Raw genomic sequence first — 22,090 nt, forward strand, 5'->3', positions numbered from 1 at the left:
GCCGTCACGTGACAGCAAGATAAAGGCAAAGCGCCGCCAGAACGGCACAGAGGCTTTGCCAGAGTAAAACCGGATTACGCTCGATCAGCGGGCGATGCCGTCCCGCCTGCCACTCTGGATTGGGGCGTGTCATATCGGCCAGAAACTCCGACAGAGCATCATAGCGGCGGCTGGGATCGGGATGGCAGGCCCGTTTCAGCGCCGGATCCATCCAGTCGGGCACGCCGCTTAGGTCATCGCGGGCCGGGGCATAGCGAAGGGCTGCCTGATCCTTGCGTGACCGGATACGCGCCACCTTGGCGCCATAGGGCAGACGGCCCGTCAGCATCTCATAGGTGATCACCGCCAGCGCATATTGATCCGACCGCCAGCTGACCTGATCGCCCGACAGATATTCCGGCGCGGTATATTGATAGGTCCCCGCCTGAGCGCCAAAGCCACCCGCGGTCGTGCGTTCAACGCCCGTCACCGCAACCGAACCAAGGTCGATGATCTTCACCGTACCCTGACGGTCGATCATGATATTCTCGGGGCGCAGGTCCTGATGGATCATATTGCGCCTATGCAGCGCACGCAGACCCTGAATGATCTGGCCCAATATGGCACGCAGCTGCGGCAATTCGGGCTGCGGGTGATCGGTCATCCACTGACGCAGGCTCTGCCCCTCGATCCATTCCGACACGGCAAAAAGATAGCTGCGCGGCCCCGCCTCGGGCACCCGCAGCACATGATCCGAGCGGACCCTGCGCGCGGCCCATTCCTCGGCCAGAAAGCCCGCACGGAAGGTCGGATCCTCGGCCATCTCGGCAGAGGGGATCTTCAGCGCGACGCGCAGACCATCGAGGGATTCGGCCATATAGATATGGCTGCGGGCGGTCGACTGGATCTGACGGATGATGCGGAACCCGTCCAGCATCTCGCCCGCGCGCGGCAGCGCAGGCAGGGTAAGATCCTGCGGCAAGGGCGCATCGGACGCGGGCAGCTGATCCAGCCGCAAGATCTGCACGCTAAGGTTATCGGCACTGCCCGCCAGAAGCGCCTGATCCACCAGCCTCTGCGCGGCCTCCTGCGGGTCGGGCTGAAGAAAGGCCATGCGCAGCGCCTCGGGCGACAGATGCTCGTGCAGGCCATCGGTCGAGAGCATCAGGATATCGCCCTCTTCGAGGGGCAGGCTGCGATAGGTTACCTCGGGCTGGGGGCCGATCCCCAAAGCGGCCTCCAGCGTGGTGCCCGTGCGGTGATCTTCGGTCAGCGCCTGCAAATGCCCCCCGCGCCACAGGCTGATCCGGCTATCCCCGAGATGCAGGCAATGAGCGGTCTGATCCTTCACCACAAGCGCCGCTATCGTCGCCACATGGCCCTTTTCGATATCGGTCAGCGCCTCATTCGCGGCCCAAAGCGCTGCGTTGATCGCAGAGATCACCCCCATAGCGGCCGTCTTCACAGGCCATGAGGCAGGCGTGGCGTAATAGTCGTTGAGAAAGGAGGTCACCGCGAATTCCGCCGCCTCCGCTCCGAAGTCCGAGGTGGAGATCCCGTCGGCCAGCACAAGGCTGATCCCATGGCCCGCGCTATCGGTCAGCATCGCCCCCGAGCGGTCCTGATTTTCGGGTTTCACCCCCGCAACCGACAGCTGACCAAGAGAGACCCGAAGGCTACTGCGCATTGGCTTCATGGAAATATCCCTCAGGCTTCAATAAAAAGGCCCCGCCAATGGCAGGGCCTTCCTCCGAGAGTGGATTACTCTGCGGCCACGCCGCTTGCGTCGTTATTGCGCGAGATCTGCGCATTACGTTTGGGGGATTCCTTGAAGTGGGTCATGTAGATCATGCCGCCCACGAAAGTCAGACCGCCAACGAGGTTGCCCAGAACAACGGGAATTTCGTTGAACAGCAGGTAGTCGGACCAAGTGAACTGGCCACCCAGCATGATGCCCGAGGGGAACAGGAACATATTAACAATCGAATGCTCGAAACCGAGGTAGAAGAAGACGAGGATCGGCATCCACATCGCCATGATCTTGCCCGAGACCGAGTTCGACATCATCGCGGCGACCACGCCGGTCGAGACCATCCAGTTGCACATCACGGCGCGGATGAAGACGGTCAGCATGCCCGAGGCACCTGCTGCGGCATAACCCAGCGTCCGTGCCTCACCGATCTTACCGATCTTCTGGCCCACGGCGTTGGGTTCGGTCGAGAAGCCCATCGTGAAGATGATCGCCATGAACACGGCCACGGTCATCGCGCCACCGAAGTTGCCCAAGGCCACCAGCCCCCAGTTGCGCAGCACGCCGCCCCAGGTACAGCCCGGACGTTTGGCAACCACGGCCAGCGGAGCAAGGGTGAACACGCCGGTCAGCAGGTCAAAGCCCAGCAGGTAGAGCATGCAGAAGCCCACGGGGAACAGCAGCGAAGCGACAAGGAAGTTGCCAGTCTGCACCGCGATGGTGACCGCAAAAGCCGCCGCCAGCGCCAGAATGGCCCCCGCCATATAGGCACGGATCAGCGTGTCTTTGGTGGACATGAAGATCTTGCCTTCACCGGCATCGACCATCTTGGCCGCGAATTCCTTGGGTTGGATATACGACATGAGTTTAGGTCCCTGTTGGTTGATTTTTATAGGTCTTATCTTCTGTCAGACGCCTAGATAGACGGTGTCGCCGTCCAGCTTGACGGGGAATGTCTGGGTCTGGCCCTTATCGGCACCCTGAGCGGCGCCGGTTTCAAGCGAGATCACCCAGTTGCAGATCGGGCATGTGACAAGGCCGTCATGCACGATCCCTTGGCTCAGCGGCCCGTTATCATTCGGGCAGCGGTCTTCCAGCGCGAAGAGCCGGTCGTCGCTGGTACGAAAGACGGCAATGCTGGTATCGCCCTTGATAACGCAGCGCGCGCCAAGGCGGGGGATTGCGGTCAGGGGGCCGATGGCCACCCAATGCAGGCTGGTTGCGGTGGCGTTCATTCTGCGGCCTCCAGTTTGATTTCTGCCATCGGTTCAATTTCGGCCGCACCGTTACCGGCGACGAATTCGGCCCAAGGATCGATCTGCGCGAATTTCTGGGAATAGACGAAGCGGTCGTAATAGGCGCGGCGCTGTTCGGGGTCGTTCACTAGCACGTCCTGGATATGGTCATAGCCAAGACGGTTGGCCCATTTGTAGATGCGTTCCAGATAGAAGCCCGTCTCGCGATACCATTGCGTCAGCGCGCCGGTATATTCGACAACCTCTTCTTCGGTGGCCACATTCACTAGCTTCGTGGTGCCTTGGATATGCAGACCCGCCGCGCCGCCATAGACGATCTCGTAGCCGCTATCGACGCAGATGACGCCGATATCCTTACAGGTGGCCTCGGCGCAGTTGCGCGGGCAGCCGGTGACCGCCAGTTTCAGCTTGGCCGGAGACCATGCCCCCCAGAGGAACTTTTCAAGCTTGATCCCCAGCCCCGTGCTGTCTTGCGTGCCAAAGCGGCACCACTCTTTGCCAACACAGGTCTTTACCGTGCGCAGCCCCTTCGCATAGGCCGCACCCGAGACCATGCCCGCCTTGTTCAGATCGGCCCAGACGGGGATCAGGTCTTCTTTCTTCACGCCCAAGAGGTCGATCCGCTGGCCGCCGGTCACCTTCACGGTGGGGATGTTGTATTTATCGGCGACATCGGCAATCGCGCGCAGCTCGTCGGGCGTGGTCATGCCGCCAAACATCCGCGGGACCACCGAATAGGTGCCATCTTTCTGGATATTGGCATGCAGACGCTCGTTGACGAAACGCGAGCGCTGGTCGTCCTCATATTCGCCCGGCCATTCCGACAGCAGGTAGTAATTGATCGCCGGACGGCATTTCGCGCAGCCCTCCGAGGTCTTCCATTCCAGCGTCTGATAGACGGCCTGAATAGATTTCAGACCAGCCTTCTTGATGGTGGCACGGACGATCTCGTGGCCGTGCTCGGTACAGGAGCAGACGGGTTCCACCGCCTTCTGCACGAACCCGTCCCCCAGCACGGATTTCATCACACAGGCCACAAGGTTCGAACAGCTCCCGCAGGAGGCCGAGGCTTTGGTATGGGCGCGCACATCCGCCAGCGTCGTCAGGCCCTGTTCATTGATCGCCTTGACGATGGTGCCCTTCGAGATCCCGTTACAGCCGCAGATCTCGGCATCATCGGACATGGCCGCCGCTGCCTCGACCGGATCGAAATTGCCGCCGCCCTGATGGGCCTGACCGAAGATGATGGTCTGGCGCATGTCTTCGATACAGGTGCCCGCCTTGAGCATCTCGTTATACCAGCCGCCATCGGCCACGTCGCCGTAAAGCACCGCGCCGACGATCTTATTGTCCTGTACGATCAAGCGCTTGTACGACCCGCGCGAGGCGTCGCGCAGCACGATCTCCTCATAACCTTCACCGAACTGGCCAACCGAATACAGGTCGCAGCCCGTCACCTTCAGCTTGGTGGGCGTGTCGACATGTTTGAAACCCGCAATCGGTGCGCCAGCCAGATCGGCGGCGGCGATCTTCGCCATATCGTACAGCGGCGCGACAAGCCCGTAGACCATACCGCCCACTTCGACACATTCGCCCACCGAATAGATCGAGGCATCCGAGGTGCGCATCTGACCGTCGGTGACGATGCCGCGGTTGACCTCAAGCCCCGCCTCTTTCGCAAGACCGGTATTAGGGCGGATCCCCACCGCCATGACCACAAGATCGGCGTCCAGAATGGTGCCATCCTCCAGCTCGACCCCTTCCACGCGGTCGGTGCCAAGGATCTGCTTGGTGTTCGATTTGCAACGCACCTCGATCCCGCGCGCCTCAAGCGCCTGCTGCAGCAGATGACCGGCTGCGGGGTCCAGCTGACGCTCCATCAGCGAGGGCATCAGGTGCAGAACGGTCACCTCCATGCCGCGGTTCTTCAGACCGGCGGCGGCCTCAAGCCCCAGAAGACCACCGCCAATCACCACCGCACGGCCACCACGGGCCGCCGCCGCGATCATATTCTGCGTGTCGTCAAGGTCGCGATAGGCCAGCACGCCGTCCAGCTTATGGCCCGGAACGGGGATGATGAAAGGGTTGGAACCGGTGGCGATGACCAGCTTGTCATAATGCACAACGCGGTCACGCGCCGAAGTCACGGTCTTCGCGTCACGGTCGATGCCGATGATGCGCTCGCCCATATGCAGCGTCACACCATGGCTGGCATACCACTCCTCGGAATGGATGATGATGTCTTCATAGGTCTTGTCGCCTGCCAGAACCGGCGACAGCATGATACGGTCATAATTGACGCGCGGCTCGGCGTTGAAGATGGTCACATCATACATATCCGGCGCGGTCTCGAACAGATGCTCCAGCATCCGGCCCGGAGCCATACCATTTCCAACGATGACGAGTTTCTGCTTGGTCATAACGAACCCCTAATGGCATGCGACACGATGGTCGCGGCGAGTGAGTTCGGGAGTGAAGCTGCATGAACGGGCAGGCATCATCCCGCATTCTGAAGAAGATCAGTGCGAAATGCAGCGCCATTGCCGCAGGCCCCTAGGGGCATTTTCGGAAGATACCGCGCCTTTGCGGCAGCTGGCCTTTCAGCAGGCCTTGAACAGATATTTACGAAATCATCCCGATTCCGCCAAAAGATTTCTCGTTGCTCGCTGGATGAAAGCCGAAAAACAAGGAGATGCCCGCTTTGAATGCATAAATTTGATGTATCATCGGCTGATAAGATTACTTTCTTGGCAGAATAAAAAAAGCCGGACCATTGGTCCGGCGTATTTTCAGATGGAACAGGGTTTATCCGGCTATGGCTTTGCGGGCGGCTTTTCTGGAAAGCGCGGCTTTGGCCTGTTTCGGATAGCGGATCAAGATCACCGCCGGACTTTGCAGGCCCTGCGCTGCGATGTCTTCCGACAACCGCCCCAGCGTCATATGGCCTTGGCGCTCATGGGCGGTGCTCACCGACCCAACGACATCCACCGCGCAATCGGGCGGTACGCCCGCTTTCAGCAGATCCCGCTGGATTTCGGCAGCGCGTTCGACCGCCATATAAAAGGCCATCGACGTGCCGGGCCGTGCGAAACGGGTCCTGTCCGAAGGCGCATCCCCCGGACGGCAGGTGCCGGTGGTCAGCACGAATGTATCCGTCTCGCCGCGTTCCGTAAGCGGGCGGGTCAGGCTGGCGGCAGCCGCCGAAGCGGCTGTAATACCGGGTATGATCTCGACGGGAATATCTGCGGCGCGGGCCGCATCGATCTCTTCGCTGGCCCGGCCGAAAATCGACGGATCACCGGATTTCAGTCGCACGACACGCCGCCCCTTGCGGGCCTCTTCAACGATCAGCCGGTCGATCTTGTCCTGCGGCCACGTGCAGGCCCCCACGGCTTTGCCGACATAAACGGTTTCGACGCCCTGCGGAATGATATCAAGCACCTCGTCAGAGATCAGCCGGTCATAAAGCACGATATCGGCCTGACGGATACGGTCGATGGCGCGCATGGTCAGCAGATCCACCGCCCCCGGCCCGGCCCCGACCAAAGCGATATGCCCCGTCTTGCCACGGGCCTTGCGGCGCTGCGCCAGAAGCCGCTGCGGGCTTTTGGCCCCTGCATCGATATTGACCAACCCAAGCCCGATGCCGAACCACCGAACGCGATCACGCAGGGCCAACGGAATGCTCATCATAGTCACGGTCCCTCAAAAAGAAAAAGCCGACCGATCGCGATGCCTTGGCACCCGATCAGGCAGCTTTGCCCGGATTTTACTGGAGATCAGCGCGACGCCATTGCCGCTTTCCTTCCCTTACGAAAGACACAGCCCTGCCGCAACGATCTTGCGGCAGGGCGCGTGGCAAACAGGTTTGCGGTGCTCGTTTTGCCTGCAAAATAGGCGATCAGTCCCGATTTTTCAGCTCTTGCCGAAGCACGACCCCCCAGCCCACCAGACTGAGAAGCGCCATCGCGAACCATGTAATGGCATAGCTGAGATGGGAATTGCGGAATTTCACCACCGTCTGCCCGCCGCGCGGGAAGCCTTCGGGATCGGTCAGATCCTGATCGATGAAATAGGGGGCGGCATTTTCCAGCCCCTTGGTCTGGGTGATCGATGCAATATCGCGACGATACCAGACACCATCCTGCGGGCGATCCTTCTGGCTGAAGAGCCAGCCGTGATCCTCGCTCAGCCGCAAAAGGCCGGTGATATGCTGCACGCCCGCGGGGGCCACACGGCTTGCGGGGGATTTCTTTTCCTCGGGCACGACGCCGCGGTTGATCATGACGATCGTGCCGTCATCGCGCTTGAGTGGCGTCAGCACCCAATATCCCGGTCCGAACATGGAGGGGGTATAGATCTGCACTTCCTGATCATTCAGGAAGGTGCCGGTGACCGCGACATGGCGATATTCATCCCCTTCGCGGGTCAATCCGGCCCAAGCGTTCGGTCCGGGGGCGGGCACGGGCGCGGCGGCCACGCGGCTATCCACCCGCGCGATCAGATCAAGCTTCCAATGCAGACGATGCACCTGCCAGATCCCCAATGACATGAAAACTGCCACAAACCCTGCGGCGAGGATGGTCGCAATACTCAAACGGACCCAGCGAATATTCCTGCTCATGGTGGTCATCCTCAAATGGAAGCGAGCTGCAGATAGCAAAACGGGGCCAGTTTCCCGGCCCCGTCTTTTGGGAGATGCGCCTCGGATCAGCCTTGCTGGTTCTGGAGGTTCATCATTTCCAGCATCTGTTCCTGGCTGGGCATCGGCATCATGTTTTCGTTCATGTTGTGCATGACCCAGAGCGAGCCTGCCAGAACGATACACAAGATGATGATCGCCAGAACGCTGGCTGCCAGCGTCCAGCCCTCTTCAACCGAGCGGTTGACATGGAGGAAGTAGACGAGGTGCACGATGATCTGCACCGCGCCCAGACCCATGATGATCCCGATGATCGTGGTCCGCGACATCTCGACGTCAGCCATCACCAGATAGAAGGGGATGATCGACAGGATGACCGCCAGAACGAAGCCGATCATCAGCTGCCCCATGGTGCCATGCGAATGCGAGCTATGTTCAGCCATTAGACGAGCCTCACGAGATAGACAAAGGAGAAGACGCCGATCCAGATCAGGTCGAGGAAGTGCCAGAACATCGACAGGGTCGACAGGCGGCGCATATTCGCCTCGATCAGGCCGTGCTTACGAAGCTGGAAGACCAGAGTGATCAGCCAGATCGACCCGAAGGTCACGTGCAGACCGTGGGTCCCGACCAGCAGGAAGAACGCCGACAGGAAAGCGGAACGGTCCGGCCCTGCACCGATATGGATCAGGTGGTGGAATTCGTAAAGTTCGATGGCAAGGAAGCCTGCACCGAACAGAACGGTGATGATCAGCCACATGATCGTGCTGCCCAGCTTATGGGCAGTCGCGTTCAGCATGGCCACGCCGAAGGTGATCGACGAGATCAGCAGCAGCGCGGTTTCCCACGCCACCAGACCCGGCTCGAACAGATCTTTCGGGCCCGGACCACCGGCATAGTTGCCACCAAGAACGGCATAGGTCGCGAACAGCGTGCCGAAAATGATGCAGTCCGACATCAGGTAGATCCAGAAGCCGATCGGCGTCGGGCTCACATGATGATGGTCCTGATGATGGTCCGGACCTTCCGGCCCCTCGATGGGGCCGGTGATGGGGGTATCAAGCATCGTCATGCGATATTTCCCTTTGCTTCGGTTTCCGCGATTTCTTCTACGGGGATGTAGTAATCACGGTTGTAGTTGAAGGTGTGGTAGATCGTGTAGCCAACGAGGCCGACGAAGCTGAGAACAGCCAGCCACCACATGTACCAGATCATTGCGAAGCCGAAGATGAAGGCCAGCACCGAGATTACAAACCCTGCGGGCGTGTAATGCGGCATGTGGATCGGCTGGTAGTCGGTCGACCACTTGAAGCCTTCCTGCTTCATGCGCCAGAACTCGTCGATGCCGTGGACATGGATGTCCTGCGGGAAGTTGTACTTCGCGGGCGGGGACGAGGTTGCCCAATCAAGGGTGCGGGCATTCCACGGGTCCGAACCGCATGCCAGTTCTTTGCGCTTGTAGATCGAGTAGGCGAAGTTCGCGAAGGTGAACAGGATGCCTGCCAGAATGAACAGCGCGCCGATGGCTGCGATCACGAAATAGGGCTGCCACGAGGGATCCGAATATTCGTTGATCCGGCGGGTCACACCAATGAGGCCAAGCGCGTAAAGCGGCATGAACGCAAGGTAGAAGCCCACGAACCAGCACCAGAAGGAGGCTTTGCCCAGACCGTCATGCAGCTTGAAGCCGAAGGCTTTCGGCCACCAGTAGTAGACGGCTGCATAGATCGCCCAGACAACGCCACCGATGATCACGTTATGGAAGTGCGCGATCAGGAACAGCGAGTTATGGAGCTGGAAGTCAACCGGCGGGATTGCCAGCATAACGCCGGTCATACCACCGATGGTGAAGGTCACGATGCCGCCGATCACCCAGTACATCGGGGTCTCGAACCGCACGCGGCCTTTGTACATGGTGAAAATCCAGTTGAAGATCTTCACACCGGTCGGCACGGCGATAACCATCGTCGTGATCCCGAAGAAGGTGTTCACGGCTGCGCCCGAACCCATCGTGAAGAAGTGGTGCAACCACACGATGAAGGACAGAACCATGATGCAGCAGGTTGCCCAGACCATGGTCTTGTAACCGAAGAGCGGCTTGCCGGAGAAAGTCGAAACCACTTCCGAGAAGATACCGAAGCAGGGCAGGATCAGGATGTAGACTTCCGGGTGACCCCAGATCCAGATCAGGTTGATATACATCATCGCGTTCCCACCAAGGTCGTTGGTGAAGAAATGCGTGCCAAGATAGCGGTCAAGCGTCAGCATAACGAGGGTCGCGGTCAGGACCGGGAAGGCCGCCACGATCAGAACGTTGGTGCACAGCGCGGTCCAGGTGAAGACCGGCATGCGGAACAGCGACATGCCCGGCGCACGCATCTTGAAGATGGTGGCGCACATGTTCACACCCGAAAGCGTTGTCCCGATACCCGCGATGTTCAGCGCCCAGAGATAGTAATCCATCCCCGGTCCGGTCGAATAGGCAGCGCCCGACAGCGGCGGGAAAGCCAGCCAGCCGACGCGTGCGAATTCACCGATGAACAGCGAGATATTGACCAGAAGCGCACCGGCCACCGTCATCCAGAACGAGAAGTTGTTCAGGAAGGGGAAGGCCACGTCGCGGGCACCGATCTGCACGGGCATGACGAAGTTCATCACACCGGTGATGAAGGCCATAGCCACGAAGAAGATCATGATCACGCCGTGTGCGGTGAAGACCTGATCGTAGTGGTGCGGCGGAAGGTAGCCCTCTGCCCCGCCCGCAGCCATTGCCTGCTGCGCACGCATCATCAGCGCATCGGCAAAGCCGCGCACGAACATGATGAACCCGAGCACCATATACATGATGCCGATCTTTTTGTGGTCGATGGTGGTGACCCAGTCGGTCCACAGCGGCTTCCATGCCTTGAAATAGGTCATGAGCGCCAAGAAGATAATCCCGGCCACGGCCACACCCGCGAAGGTCGCGATGAGGATCGGCTCGTGATAGGGGATCGACGAAAGACTTAGCCGCCCGAAAATCGGCGAAATCGTCTCATGCGTCGTTTGAGCGACTTCAGTTGACATTAGTTTTGTACTCCTGGTTCGGGAGGCAGAGGCCATCGGCGCTAAGTGCGACCTGAGCCATCAGCTTGCGCGCGTCCAAAGCAGACATATGCTCTTCGGACGTGTCGGCCGGAAGGCTGATCAGGTTGCCATGACCGTCGATCGAACGCTCCATGTCATATTCGAACAGCTGCTTCGGCAGACCGATCTGACCATGCTCGCCTTCGGAAGATTTATCGTCCTCTTCGGCTTTCGGCATCATGTCGCGATGCATGTCGAGCATCATCATCTCGTTCATGCAAACTTTGTTCTCTTCGACACAAAGCCCGACAATGCGATTGAAGAGATTGTCTTCGACCGAATTGTAATAGCTGATCGGGGCGGCGATCGAGGGCTGCTCAAGCTGCAAGTAAGATGCGCGGGTCAGAGGCTGACCTTGTGCTTTTGCTTTTTCGACCCAAGCATCGAAATCGGCGTCGGTCACGGAATGCGTGGTGAACGTCATTTTCGAGAAACCGGGGCCCGAATAATGGGCAGAACGCGACTGGAAGTCACCGGTGGTATCGGCGATGAAGTGCAGTTGCGTCTCCATACCGGCCATCGAGTAAACCATCCCCGTCAGCGCCGGAACCCAGAACGTGTTCATCACGGTCGAGCCGGACAGCTTCATGTTGATCGGGCGCCCTTCCGGGATCACCAGTTCATTGACAGAAGCCACACCTTGTTCGGGATAGATAAAGAGCCATTTCCAGTCGAGCGATACCGCTTCGACTTCCACCGGCGCACCCATGTTTTCGGTGTGGTCCAGCGGACGATAGGGGTCCAGACGATAGGTATAGATCGCCAGGAAGACGCCAAGGATAGCGACGATAATGATGGGCGCACCCCATACGATCACCTCGAGCTTGGTCGAGTGTGCCCATTCGGGTTCGTAATCGGAGGTGTCATCACGGTCATGACGGTATTTCCACGGGAAATAGACGGTCATGACGATCACGGGAACGATGATCAGCAGCATCAAAACTGTCGAGATGAGCAGCAGATTTCGTTCTTGCACAGCGACCCAGCCGCTCGGTGCGAGAACTTCGTACTGACATCCCGCCAGAGACGCTGCCGCCAACAGCATCAGGGGGAGTTTGAAGTGTTTCAACAATGCGTGCCTCTTGCAGCTTTGCAGCTTCGGGCATGCAATGCAGCACCCTCGCCGCAATTGGTAGTAAAAGTCGTGACCACATGCCATGAGCATGTCGCCAAGACAAGACTATTGCCCGCATTATGCATCACGGCGCCATTTCGCGATGCGACATTCCGACGCGCTGCATTAGGGCATGCTTTGGACTAGCCGATTCTCTTTTTCGAAAATCGGCGGCGCGAATCATGTATCACAAAAGTGTAACGAAGCGTGAATTTTGCTAAGCAAGCGAATGTAAAATATAACAATTTTGAAAAATCACCCTGTTTTTGTTCATAAAATTTTTCTTGATCGCAACGACATCTCCACCTCTCCTAGATGTGGGTTGACAGAATTGATCTGGCGCAAATCAAGCCGATTATCTGCCCCTGCCCCGCGCCGGAGATACAGTTTTCAACTCACAGTTTTTTGATAAAATTGCATATCCGATATGCGCTAAACTCATGGCAATTCCCGCTCTACGTCCGAGATTTGCGCAAATCGGCCCGTGACGGCTTCCCGCCTCGCTCAACAGTGAAAATTTGCACAGACCATTCTGCATCGGGGCGGCTTGACGAAACCTCAATCTCGATCTTTTTTATCAAGAAATAACAGGCCGCGCTCCGCTGACCCCATATGCACATCATACGCACCGGCCTTCCGTCTTTAGTAAGGATTATAATGACCGACCTCGATAGCTTGCCCCGCATTGAACGCCAGCGCCACGAACTTGTCCGCCGGACCCTCACCGTCTCGGAAGCCCACGCCCTGACCCCGCATATGATCCGCATCGTGCTGACCGGCCCCGAGCTGGAGGGGTTCACCTCGACCGCGCCGGATGACCATTTCAAACTGATGATCCCCGATGCGAATGGCGAGAAAGCGATGCGCGATTATACCCCGCGCCATTTCGACCCCGAAACCCTGTCGCTGACCGTCGATTTCGCCCTGCATGAAGCGGGACCGGCCACGCTTTGGGCGAAATCCGCCAAAGTCGGTGATACCGTGATGATGGGCGGGCCGCGCGGCTCGCAAAACATCACCGGCCCGATCCAGCGCTGGGTTCTTATCGGGGACGAAACCGCCCTGCCCGCCATCGCGCGGCGCCTCTTCGAGATGGAGGCCGGAACGCCGGTGACCACGCTGGTCGGCGTGCCGGAAGCCGCAGACGAACAGGACATGCCGACCAAGGCAAACCACCTGCCGCTCTGGGTCCATCGCACCGATGCCACCGACCCCGCGCCGCTTCTGGAACAGCTCAAGCAGATTCCGCTGGGCGAAGGCACATTTGTCTGGATCGCCGCCGAGGCGTCCGTGGCCCGCGCGCTGCGCGACCACCTGCAACAAAACGGCCATCCTCTGCCCTGGATGAAGGCCGCAGGCTATTGGGTGGCCGGACAGGCCGATGCCAGCGACAAATCGCTTTAAAGCTTCAGCTTTACATCAGGTTCATATTAAAGGATTCCAGAGAACGCGTTTACCGCTTTTCTGGAGTCCATCATGCGCAGCTTTTTCTTTCGTTACGCCACGCCCCTGATCACCGGGCTATTTCTGGTATCCCTCGTTTCCGGCGTTGCCCTGTTTTTCCATTGGCAGATGGGCTGGTTCCACAGCATGCACGAATGGCTGTCGATGGTGCTGATCGTGCCCTTCGTCCTGCATCTGTGGCGCAACTGGCGCCCATTGATGAATTACATGAAGAAGGCCCCTATGGCGCTGGCGCTGGCCGCGTCTTTGGTGGCCGCTCTGGCCTTTGCCATTCCGGCCACTTCGGGGACCGGCACCGCCAAAGGTGGCCGTCCGCCGCAATTCGCGCTGGCACAGAAGCTTCTGGAGGCGCCGCTATCGGAAGTGGCACCGGTGCTTGACACCACCCCTGAAGACATTCTGGCCCGTCTGACGTCGGCAGGCTACCAAGGCACCGCAGACCAGTCCGCCACCCAGATCGCCGAAGCGTCGGGCACCAGCGCCGACACTGTCGCGCGCCTGCTGATGCCATAAGCCCCTTGATGCCCCCGCCCTGTGCTTTGGGCAGGGACCGCCTCCCTCGCCGCGAAGGACATGCCCCATGCGTATTCTGCTGATCGAAGACGACAAGAGCCTTGGCAGCGCCGTAAGCGACCAGATCCGCGCCGACGGCCATTCCCTCGACTGGGCGCAAACGCTTGAAGAAGCGCGTGATCTTACGAGGATTTCGCGCTTCGACCTGCTCTTGCTGGACCTGATGCTGCCGGACGGGCGGGGCATCACCTTCCTCAAGGACCAACGCAATGCCGGCAATAGCGTGCCGGTGATCATTCTGACCGCGCTCGATCAGGTCAGCGACAGGATTGCCGGACTGAATGCCGGTGCCGATGACTATCTGGTCAAGCCGTTCGATCTGGACGAACTGTCCGCGCGTATCGGCTCTGTGGCGCGACGTTATAGCGGCAATCCGAATCCGATGATCGAGCTTGCCGATCTGAGCATTGATCTGCCCGCGAAATCGGTGAGCCGTGACGGGCAGCCTGTCACGCTGACCGGTCGCGAATGGGCGCTGTTCGAAGCTTTTCTTGGCCGCCCCGGCCAGCTTCTGTCCAAGGCCCAGCTTGAAGAGGCGCTTTACAGCTTTGATGACGAGATCGGCTCGAACACGATCGAGGTCCATGTCAGCCATCTGCGCAAAAAGCTGGGGCGTGACCGTATCCAGACCGAACGCGGTCTGGGCTACCGGCTGGTAACGCAATGACTCTGCCGCATTCTCTGGGGCTGCGCATTGCCCTGCTGATCGGTGCGGGCATCACCGTGCTCTGGCTGGTCGCGGCCATCGTCACGGCGGGGCTGATGAGCCACGAGATGAACAGCGTCTTTGACCGCGAACTCAGCGCGACGGCGCAGCGTATCCTGCCTTTCGCGCTGCGCGAACAGCGCCTGCGCGCCCGCAATGACGGCACCGAGACCGACGAGCCCTCCCGTCAGAAAGGCACCCGAGACGAGGCCCTGACACCCCCCAATGGCCGTCTCTGGCCACCGCCACCGCCCGAGAGCCGTGCCATTGCGCGGCTGGATGAACGCCCCGATACGGTCGAATTTGTCGTGCGCAATCAGGCGGGCGAGGTGCTTTTGCAAACTGATGGCAGCAAGGCGATCACGCTGCCCGCCCGCATTGGTGCGGGATATGTCACGGTGCCCGGCTACCGGCTTTACACCGATATCTCGCGGCGGGTGGGGCTGTCGATCACCGTGGCCGAGCCACTGGACCATCGGCAGTCGGTGCGGCGCAATATGATCGTTCTGCTGTCCCTGCCGCTGCTGATCGCCCTGCCCTTCGGCCTCTCCGGCATTTTTCTGGCGGTGCGGCGCGCGCTTAATCCGGTGCGCAGTCTGGAGCGCGCTCTGGCCAGACGCGGCCCGCAAAATCTGGACCCACTGGCCAGCGATGGCATGGTCACCGAATTGCGCCCGATTGCGGCGGGCATCAACGGATTGATCAACCGGCTCAGATCGGCCTTCGAGTCAGAGCGCAGCTTTGCCTCGAACGCGGCGCATGAAATGCGCACCCCTGTGGCCGGAGCGATCGCGCAGGCCCAGAGACTACGTGCCGAAAGCAAGGATCCTGTGGCGATTGCCCGCGCTCTCGAGATCGAGAGCGGGCTGAAGCGGCTCTCGCGCCTGTCCGAGAAGCTGATGCAGATGGCACGGGCCGAAGGCGCAAGGCTGCGGGTGGAGGAGAAAACCGATCTGCGCATGATTCTGGATATCCTTCTGGACGACATGCGTCGCGCCGATCCGCAATTTGCCGCAGCGATTACGGTAGAGCGTCCCGCCACGCCGGTGATGAGCGACCTTGACCCCGATGCCTTTGCCATTCTGGCCCGCAATCTTATTGAAAATGCACGCAAACATGGTCAGGGCGAGATCGGTATCGCGCTGCAGCCGGATGGCCGTTTCTCGGTGCAGAATGATTGTGCGCCCCTGCCCGCCGACCAGCTTGCCCGCATGTCGGACCGTTTCGCACGCGGCGACGGAGCAGGCGACGGCACAGGGCTGGGCCTTGCGATCGCCCATGTCATCGCCGAGCGCGCAGGGGCCGATTTGTCACTTTACAGCCCCATACCTGATCAAAAACGCGGTTTTATGGCCGTTTTTTCCGGTTAGATCACCCGTTATGAGCATTTTAGCCAATTAGCTAAACATTTTTTAGGGTCCGCCCCTTACCCAAGGAAATCAAGCCGACGGGAATCATCCCCTTGGTCTGTTTTGCTTGAAAGGTGTGTCATGACGTTCGGTGCAATGCTTTTCTCCGGCGCAGATTCTGCGCCCTGCCCATATACGTCCCGCCCATATACGTCCCGTCCGTGCACGGCCCGCCCCCGCTCGGGCACAGTGGCGCGCGGCCTGCCACCCGACGCAGATCAACGGCAAAACACGCGCAGAGCGACGACAGGCAATGCGCGCCCCGATGGTGTCCCCTTCGCACAGACCGCCGTCCCGAACTAAGAGGCCAAGGACCATATGAAACCCTTCTCCAATATCCGACGCTTTCTGGGGGGCATTGGCCCCCGTCTGGCCTTTAGCCAACTGGTTCTTGTAGGCATTCTGGGAAGTGCCATCGGTATGGCCTGGATGAACTTCCAGCACTTCTCGCTCAGCATGGACAGGCTCAGCGAAAATCGCGTGCCGGATCTGCGCAATACAAACGATATCATGGTGGCCACCAACCGGTTGCCCGAAATCATCACCGCCTTGCTTTTGGCCGACACACCCGCTGACATAGAGCAGGTGCTGAGCACGTCGGACCAGCAATTCAAGGCCTTCATTGCCCTGACCCAACAGCTGTCGCAAGAGGATGCCGCCCTGCTGAACCGACAGGTGGCCGCCTTCCAAGGCAATATCGACTCCCTGTCGACCGCCCGCGAGAATGCAGCGCAGGCACATGCCACCATGCGCGACAAACTTGCCAAGCTGGAACTGCTGGTATCGCAACTCGAACTGATGGGCACCCCGCAAGCCCGTGCCGATGCCCAGGCGCTCCTGCGCCAGATTGTGAGCATTTCCTTCGAAGGCGAACTGATCGGATTGGACCGTCATAAAGCGGCGATTGAAGGGCAGACGAAGCTGCTGATCTTCAGTCTCGGGCGCGGGTATGAGGATGATGTCGCCACCCTGAACACGATAATCGACCCTGACACCGGGGTGATCGCCCAACGCGGTCTGGAACTCTCGGCGCTGCAAGAGGCCTCGGATGCGGCAACTGCGGCACTCAAAACGGTTTCCCAACTCAGCGAAACGGCCGAAACCGTCAGCGATAGGGCTTTGGACGAGGTGAGCGAGAGCGCGAACACTCTCAATAGCGCGACGGATCGTGCCACGCGGATGATGGAAATGGCCACCCTTGCCGCGATCGTCGTGCTGGTGCTGACCATCGGCTTCTTGCAGTTTGTGCTGGTTCGCCCGCTGCGGGATCTGACCTCGCGGACCCGCAAACTGGCTGAAGGTGACACCGATGCGCTAGAGGGGGCGAAGCGTCGCGCAGGCGAATTGGGCGCGATGCGCGAGGCGCTTGAAACCTTCCGTCAGAACATCGTGGCCAACCGCGCCCTGGAGGAGCAGCAACGCGAAGCTCGGGCACGAGAAGCTGCCGAACGTGAGGCCGAAGCCCAGCGCAAACTGGATGCCGAACGCGCCGAGATGGAGCGTCAGACCCGCGAGACGCAGGAACGGATGGAGCGCGAACAAAGCGCCGCTGCCGAAAAACAGCGCCTTGCCGCACAGGCCGAGGCCGAGACTGCGGCCCGTAATGCGGAACAGGCGCATGTGGTCCGGACATTGGCAGAGGCTTTGGGCCGCCTGTCGCATGGCGACCTCACACGCCGCATCGACACCGCCTTCCCCGACAGCTATGAGGCGCTGCGCACCGATTACAATCGCACCATCGACTCTCTGAGCCATCTGGTCGGGTCGATCCAGACCAGCGTGAGCCACATCCTGAACAACTCGGCCGAGGTCAGTCAGGCATCCTCGGATCTGTCCCACCGCACCGAAAGCGCGGCGGCCACTCTGGAGGAAACCGCTGCCGCAGTCGAAGAACTGGCCGCCAACACCGCTTCAGCCGCCGAAAACAGCCGCCGCACGGAAAAGATCGTGGACAGTTCGAAATCCGAGACCCTTGCCTCGCGGGAGATCATGGCACAGGCCGTTGCCGCCATGAACTCGATTGCGGAAAGCTCGAACCGGATCACACGGATCATCGGGGTCATCGACGACATCGCCTTCCAGACCAACCTTCTTGCGCTGAATGCGGGGGTCGAGGCCGCAAGGGCGGGTGATGCCGGACGTGGCTTTGCCGTTGTCGCCTCGGAAGTACGGGCTCTGGCGCAGCGGTCCTCGGAAGCGGCCAGCGAAATTGGCGGGCTGATTTCGGAAAGCTCGCAAAGTGTCACGGTCGGGGTGGATCTGGTGGGCCAGACAGACACGGCCCTGCAACGCATCGCCGATTCCATTGCGGCAATCGCAACCAATGTCTCCAGCGTCGCGAATTCGGTGGAAGAGCAGTCGCATGCCGTGCGCGAGATCAATTCGGCCACCGCCCAGCTTGACCAGATGACGCAGCAGAATGCCGCCATGTTCGAGGAAACATCCGCCGCGAGTCTGGCTTTGTCCCAAGAAGCACAGACGCTGAACGAGGCCATCACCCAGTTCCGTGTAAGCACGGCGCAGGACACGCGGTCTCACGCGGCCTGAATGGCGATGAACTGGTGGGGCACGCCCCACCAGTCCCGTCAGGTGCGGCGGCGGGGTGCGTTTTGATCCTGCCGCCACGGGCAGTCTTTCGGCTCTTCCAGCTCGGTCTTGATCTGCGCCCATGTCAGCACAGTAAAAAACACCGAACCGCCCAGAACATTGCCGATAAGTGTGGGCAGGGTAAAACCCGACAACGCCTCCATGATGCCCATCTTGCCCGCCAGAATGACAATCGTCGCCTCGGTCGATCCCGCCACCACATGGGTAAACTCCGCGGTGGCGATGATCCAGGTCACCAACACGATCATCAGAAGCTTCGATTGACGCGCATTCGGCAGCATCCAGACCAAAGCGGCAATCAACCAGCCCGCACCGATGCCGCGCAACATGGTTTCCATCCACGGGAAATGGGTGGCCTCTTCGGAGAGGTCCAGCACCGCCTGCCAGAGTGCGGGGTCGTAGCCGCGCGTCAGATACATCACCGACCCGAACAGCATGGCCCCTATCAGGTTGAACAGAAACACAATCCCCCAAAGGCGCGCCAGGCGTTTGAACACATCGGCACAGGGTTCGTCCAGGGCCGGACAGACCGCCGTGATCGTGTTCTCGGTAAACAGCTGCATCTGCCCCATGATCACGATCACAAAGCCGACCGTATAGCCGAAATTCTCGATCAGGGGACGCCAGTCCGTTTCCGGCAGATGCGCGCGCAGCAGGCCTTCGGTGAAGACCGAAAACCCGATCGCAATCCCGGCAATCAGTGCCGACATCACCAGGGCCGAGGCCGGACGCATCAGCTCCTCGATACCCGACCGCCGGATCGATTCAAATATCGCGGGCGGGCTCATCGCCCCTGTCTGCTCGATCGCGCGTAATTCGTGCTCGTCGAAAGAGCCTTCATGTTTCTTCTCCGCCTGCGTCTGCGCCTGATCTGCCGCCGCCTGTCCATCTTCCGCCACGTCCTGTTCCCCTTGAACCCGCTGCACTCACGCAGAATTTCACTCGGGTGAGGAACGTTAGCCGGTGCAAAATCGTTCCGGCTGTCGCGATGCGTGCTATAGATTGTCGCATACAGGCTTGTGCCATATCGCCCGTCGCGGCACAAAATCCAAAGCCTTGCGCGCAGGGAGATCGCATTATGAAGCCAGAAGATTACAGCCATTCGCCCATTTCTGCCGATTCCGGCACGCCCGCCTACAAGCGGCCCGCAGGCGGCTGGGGGTCTTTGGAAGGGGTCGCGCGGATCATGAAAAAAGAGCCGCCAACCCCTTTGGCGCTACAGATCCTTGCCAAGCTGAACAAGCAAGGCGGGGCCATGTGCTCGTCTTGCGCATGGGCAAAACCCGCCAATCCCGGCACATTCGAATTTTGTGAAAACGGGGCGAAAGCCACGCTATGGGAGCTGACCACCAAGAAAGTCGGTCCGGCATTCTTCGACCAGCATAAGGTGGCAGATCTGCGCAAATGGTCGGATCACGATCTGGAATATGCCGGACGCCTGACCCATCCGATGCGCTATGATGCCGCAAGCGATACCTATAAACCCGTCGCCTGGGATCAGGCCTTTGCCGAGATCGGGCAGGAACTCAAGGCCATCGCCCCCGACGAGGCGGTATTCTATTCCTCGGGGCATGCGGCGCTGGAGCCGTCCTATCTTTATGCGTTGATGGCGCGGATCTATGGCACCAACAACCTGCCGCAATCCTCGAACATGTGCCACGAGACGACCTCGGTCAATCTCAACACCTATCTCGGCGTGCCGGTGGGCACCTGCACCTTGGAAGATTTCGACCATTGCGATGCGCTGTTCTTCTTTGGCCAGAATACCGGCACCAATAGCCCAAGGCTTCTGCATACGCTCAAGCTGGCGGTCGAGCGCGGCTGCAAAGTGGTCACGTTCAATCCGATCCGCGAGAAAGGGCTGCTGGAATTTACCGACCCGCAAAGCCCGAAACAGATGGTCATGGGCAAAGCGACCAAAATCTCGGACCATTATTATCAGGTGCGCCCGGGCGGTGATATCGCCGTATTGGCGGGCATGATCAAATATGTTCTGGCCTGCGAGGACGCCGCCCCCGGCACCGTGCTGGACCATGCCTTCCTTAAAGACCATACACAGGGCGTGGACGAGGCACTGGCCGAGATCCGCATGATGGACTGGGCCGAAATCGAGCGCCACTCGGGCCTGAGCCGCGCGATGATCGAGGAAGCGGCCCAGATCTATGTCAGCGCCAAACGGGTGATCGGTGTCTATGGCATGGGGCTGACCCAGCATGTGAATGGCTGGCTGAACCTTGGGATGCTAGTCAACCTGTTGCTTTTGCGTGGGAATATGGGGCGCTTGGGGGCGGGGATCTCGCCTGTGCGGGGGCATTCGAATGTGCAGGGCCAGCGCACCGTAGGCATTGGTGAAAACCCCGCCCTCTTCCCGCTTGACCGACAGGAGGAGATGTTCGGCGTCACCCTGCCCCGCGAACGCGGCATGAATATCGTTAAGGCAGGCAAGGCGGTGATCGAGGGCCGTGTAAAGGCCACCATCGCGCTTGGCGGCAACCTCTTGCGCGCCATGCCCGATATCGAACGGCTGGAAGAGGCATGGGGCAGCCAGAACCTCACGGTCTCGATCGCGATCAAGCTCAACCGGTCGCATCTCAATCCGGGCAAGGTGTCCTATATCCTGCCCTGTCTGGGCCGCACCGACGAGGACCTGCAAAATGGCGTGCCGCAGGTGCAGACGGTCGAGGACACCATGAGCCATATCTTCGCCTCTCTGGGCCGCGCCAAACCGCCAAGCGACCAGCTGAAGTCAGAACTGGCGATCATCACCGGCATCGCCAAGGCCATCCTGCCTGAAAACCCCACCCTGAAATGGGATGACTGGACCGCAAATTACGACCATGTGCGCGATCTCATCGCCGCCACATGGCCCGCGCAATTCCACGATATGAATGCGCGGATGAGCCAGGCGGGCGGCTTCTATCGGGGGAATGCGGCACGGGAACGGCGCTGGAACAACGCCGCCGGAAAGGCGCTGTTCACCACGCCGACCACCTTGTCGGCATTGGGGCAGGAACCCGGAGAAACCGCGCGCGGTCAAAGCTATACGCTCAATACGATGCGCTCAAACGATCAGTTCAACACCACGATTTACGGCCATTCCGACCGGCTGCGGGGCCTGTCCGGCTCGCGTATGGTGGTGTTGATCAATCGCGGCGAGATGGCGCGCGCCAGCCTGACAGAGGGCCAGAAGGTCACGCTGGTCTGTGATATTGACGACGGGCGCGACCGCCGCGTGTCGGGGCTCAGCGTCACCGCATTCGATCTGCCTGATGGGTGCATCGCGGGCTATTACCCCGAGCTGAACCCGTTGATTCCGCTGGAACATCACGAGATCCGCTCCGGCACACCCGCCTATAAGGGGACCCCTGTGCGCATCATCCCCGAAGCGCCAGCCTCCTAAATATCGGGCGCTGGTCCAAGCGGATCAGGACGCGGTCGCGCGGCTTCAGCCCCCGCGCGACCCC

Annotated in this window: 17 protein-coding genes; 6 read left to right on the top strand and 11 right to left on the bottom strand. The window is 60.0% G+C overall.

Annotated elements, in window-relative coordinates:
• Positions 1 to 4: 4 nt before the first annotated feature.
• The 10 genes from WDB86_RS07190 to cyoA all read right to left on the bottom strand — a co-directional run bounded on the left by WDB86_RS07190 (position 5) and on the right by cyoA (position 11,798).
• The gene (locus WDB86_RS07190; protein ID WP_406737005.1) at positions 5 to 1,675 is read right to left on the bottom strand and encodes a protein kinase domain-containing protein; all 1,671 of its coding nucleotides are present in this window, start codon (positions 1,673 to 1,675) and stop codon (positions 5 to 7) included.
• A gap of 65 nt (positions 1,676 to 1,740) precedes the next feature.
• Positions 1,741 to 2,592 (bottom strand): formate/nitrite transporter family protein, encoded by an 852-nt coding sequence (locus tag WDB86_RS07195; protein WP_339109153.1) that lies wholly within the window; start codon positions 2,590 to 2,592, stop codon positions 1,741 to 1,743.
• A gap of 45 nt (positions 2,593 to 2,637) precedes the next feature.
• Positions 2,638 to 2,964, bottom strand: coding sequence for a nitrite reductase small subunit NirD (gene nirD / locus WDB86_RS07200; RefSeq protein ID WP_339109152.1), 327 nt, complete (start codon positions 2,962 to 2,964; stop codon positions 2,638 to 2,640).
• Complete coding sequence (gene nirB, locus WDB86_RS07205) at positions 2,961 to 5,405, bottom strand: nitrite reductase large subunit NirB (RefSeq protein ID WP_406737006.1); 2,445 nt, start codon at positions 5,403 to 5,405, stop codon at positions 2,961 to 2,963. The genes nirD and nirB overlap by 4 nt, the downstream gene beginning before the upstream one ends.
• A 385-nt stretch (positions 5,406 to 5,790) precedes the next feature.
• Positions 5,791 to 6,678: a uroporphyrinogen-III C-methyltransferase gene (gene cobA / locus WDB86_RS07210; RefSeq protein ID WP_339109150.1), complete on the bottom strand. Its 888-nt coding sequence runs from the start codon at positions 6,676 to 6,678 to the stop codon at positions 5,791 to 5,793.
• A 208-nt stretch (positions 6,679 to 6,886) separates the two neighbouring features.
• Positions 6,887 to 7,609, bottom strand: coding sequence for an SURF1 family protein (locus WDB86_RS07215; RefSeq protein ID WP_406720333.1), 723 nt, complete (start codon positions 7,607 to 7,609; stop codon positions 6,887 to 6,889).
• Positions 7,610 to 7,695: 86 nt separating this feature from the next.
• A complete protein-coding gene (gene cyoD / locus WDB86_RS07220; protein ID WP_339109148.1) occupies positions 7,696 to 8,070 on the bottom strand; it encodes a cytochrome o ubiquinol oxidase subunit IV in 375 nt (124 codons plus the stop codon).
• Positions 8,070 to 8,693: a cytochrome o ubiquinol oxidase subunit III gene (cyoC, locus tag WDB86_RS07225; RefSeq protein ID WP_339109478.1), complete on the bottom strand. Its 624-nt coding sequence runs from the start codon at positions 8,691 to 8,693 to the stop codon at positions 8,070 to 8,072. Before cyoC ends, cyoD begins: the two co-directional genes overlap by 1 nt.
• A 2-nt stretch (positions 8,694 to 8,695) precedes the next feature.
• A complete protein-coding gene (gene cyoB / locus WDB86_RS07230; protein ID WP_339109147.1) occupies positions 8,696 to 10,693 on the bottom strand; it encodes a cytochrome o ubiquinol oxidase subunit I in 1,998 nt (665 codons plus the stop codon).
• Positions 10,683 to 11,798: a ubiquinol oxidase subunit II gene (gene cyoA, locus WDB86_RS07235; protein WP_339109477.1), complete on the bottom strand. Its 1,116-nt coding sequence runs from the start codon at positions 11,796 to 11,798 to the stop codon at positions 10,683 to 10,685. The genes cyoB and cyoA overlap by 11 nt, the downstream gene beginning before the upstream one ends.
• 726 nt (positions 11,799 to 12,524) lie before the next feature.
• On the opposite strand from cyoA, the gene WDB86_RS07240 reads away from it, so the two are divergent.
• From WDB86_RS07240 to WDB86_RS07260, 5 genes are all read left to right on the top strand, one after another.
• Positions 12,525 to 13,271 (top strand): siderophore-interacting protein, encoded by a 747-nt coding sequence (locus WDB86_RS07240; RefSeq protein WP_406735583.1) that lies wholly within the window; start codon positions 12,525 to 12,527, stop codon positions 13,269 to 13,271.
• Positions 13,272 to 13,343: 72 nt separating this feature from the next.
• Positions 13,344 to 13,844, top strand: a complete 501-nt coding sequence (locus tag WDB86_RS07245; RefSeq protein ID WP_339109145.1) for a DUF4405 domain-containing protein — start codon at positions 13,344 to 13,346, stop codon at positions 13,842 to 13,844.
• A gap of 67 nt (positions 13,845 to 13,911) precedes the next feature.
• Positions 13,912 to 14,571 carry a response regulator gene (locus WDB86_RS07250; protein ID WP_339109144.1) on the top strand — a complete coding sequence of 220 codons (660 nt, stop codon included), beginning with the start codon at positions 13,912 to 13,914 and terminating at the stop codon, positions 14,569 to 14,571.
• Positions 14,568 to 15,980 (top strand): sensor histidine kinase, encoded by a 1,413-nt coding sequence (locus tag WDB86_RS07255; protein WP_406735584.1) that lies wholly within the window; start codon positions 14,568 to 14,570, stop codon positions 15,978 to 15,980. Before WDB86_RS07250 ends, WDB86_RS07255 begins: the two co-directional genes overlap by 4 nt.
• 357 nt (positions 15,981 to 16,337) lie before the next feature.
• Positions 16,338 to 18,566 (top strand): methyl-accepting chemotaxis protein, encoded by a 2,229-nt coding sequence (locus tag WDB86_RS07260; RefSeq protein WP_406735585.1) that lies wholly within the window; start codon positions 16,338 to 16,340, stop codon positions 18,564 to 18,566.
• 38 nt (positions 18,567 to 18,604) lie between these two features.
• Here the strand turns inward: WDB86_RS07260 and WDB86_RS07265 are convergent, their stop codons facing one another.
• Complete coding sequence (locus WDB86_RS07265; RefSeq protein WP_406735586.1) at positions 18,605 to 19,525, bottom strand: formate/nitrite transporter family protein; 921 nt, start codon at positions 19,523 to 19,525, stop codon at positions 18,605 to 18,607.
• Positions 19,526 to 19,704: 179 nt separating this feature from the next.
• Between WDB86_RS07265 and WDB86_RS07270 the strand changes: the two genes are divergently transcribed.
• Positions 19,705 to 22,026 carry an FdhF/YdeP family oxidoreductase gene (locus tag WDB86_RS07270; protein ID WP_339109140.1) on the top strand — a complete coding sequence of 774 codons (2,322 nt, stop codon included), beginning with the start codon at positions 19,705 to 19,707 and terminating at the stop codon, positions 22,024 to 22,026.
• The last annotated feature ends 64 nt before the right edge of the window (positions 22,027 to 22,090 follow it).

It is taken from the genome of Thioclava sp. GXIMD4215 (assembly GCF_045291555.1).
Lineage (GTDB): Bacteria > Pseudomonadota > Alphaproteobacteria > Rhodobacterales > Rhodobacteraceae > Thioclava > Thioclava litoralis.

Bases quoted from the DNA above. Each gene is read 5' to 3' on its own strand.
- WDB86_RS07190 (WP_406737005.1), bottom strand. From the start codon at position 1,675: ATGAAGCCAATGCGCAGTAGCCTTCGGGTCTCTCTTGGTCAGCTGTCG.
- WDB86_RS07195 (WP_339109153.1), bottom strand. From the start codon at position 2,592: ATGTCGTATATCCAACCCAAGGAATTCGCGGCCAAGATGGTCGATGCC.
- nirD (WP_339109152.1), bottom strand. From the start codon at position 2,964: ATGAACGCCACCGCAACCAGCCTGCATTGGGTGGCCATCGGCCCCCTG.
- nirB (WP_406737006.1), bottom strand. From the start codon at position 5,405: ATGACCAAGCAGAAACTCGTCATCGTTGGAAATGGTATGGCTCCGGGC.
- cobA (WP_339109150.1), bottom strand. From the start codon at position 6,678: ATGATGAGCATTCCGTTGGCCCTGCGTGATCGCGTTCGGTGGTTCGGC.
- WDB86_RS07215 (WP_406720333.1), bottom strand. From the start codon at position 7,609: ATGAGCAGGAATATTCGCTGGGTCCGTTTGAGTATTGCGACCATCCTC.
- cyoD (WP_339109148.1), bottom strand. From the start codon at position 8,070: ATGGCTGAACATAGCTCGCATTCGCATGGCACCATGGGGCAGCTGATG.
- cyoC (WP_339109478.1), bottom strand. From the start codon at position 8,693: ATGCTTGATACCCCCATCACCGGCCCCATCGAGGGGCCGGAAGGTCCG.
- cyoB (WP_339109147.1), bottom strand. From the start codon at position 10,693: ATGTCAACTGAAGTCGCTCAAACGACGCATGAGACGATTTCGCCGATT.
- cyoA (WP_339109477.1), bottom strand. From the start codon at position 11,798: ATGCTGTTGGCGGCAGCGTCTCTGGCGGGATGTCAGTACGAAGTTCTC.
- WDB86_RS07240 (WP_406735583.1), top strand. From the start codon at position 12,525: ATGACCGACCTCGATAGCTTGCCCCGCATTGAACGCCAGCGCCACGAA.
- WDB86_RS07245 (WP_339109145.1), top strand. From the start codon at position 13,344: ATGCGCAGCTTTTTCTTTCGTTACGCCACGCCCCTGATCACCGGGCTA.
- WDB86_RS07250 (WP_339109144.1), top strand. From the start codon at position 13,912: ATGCGTATTCTGCTGATCGAAGACGACAAGAGCCTTGGCAGCGCCGTA.
- WDB86_RS07255 (WP_406735584.1), top strand. From the start codon at position 14,568: ATGACTCTGCCGCATTCTCTGGGGCTGCGCATTGCCCTGCTGATCGGT.
- WDB86_RS07260 (WP_406735585.1), top strand. From the start codon at position 16,338: ATGAAACCCTTCTCCAATATCCGACGCTTTCTGGGGGGCATTGGCCCC.
- WDB86_RS07270 (WP_339109140.1), top strand. From the start codon at position 19,705: ATGAAGCCAGAAGATTACAGCCATTCGCCCATTTCTGCCGATTCCGGC.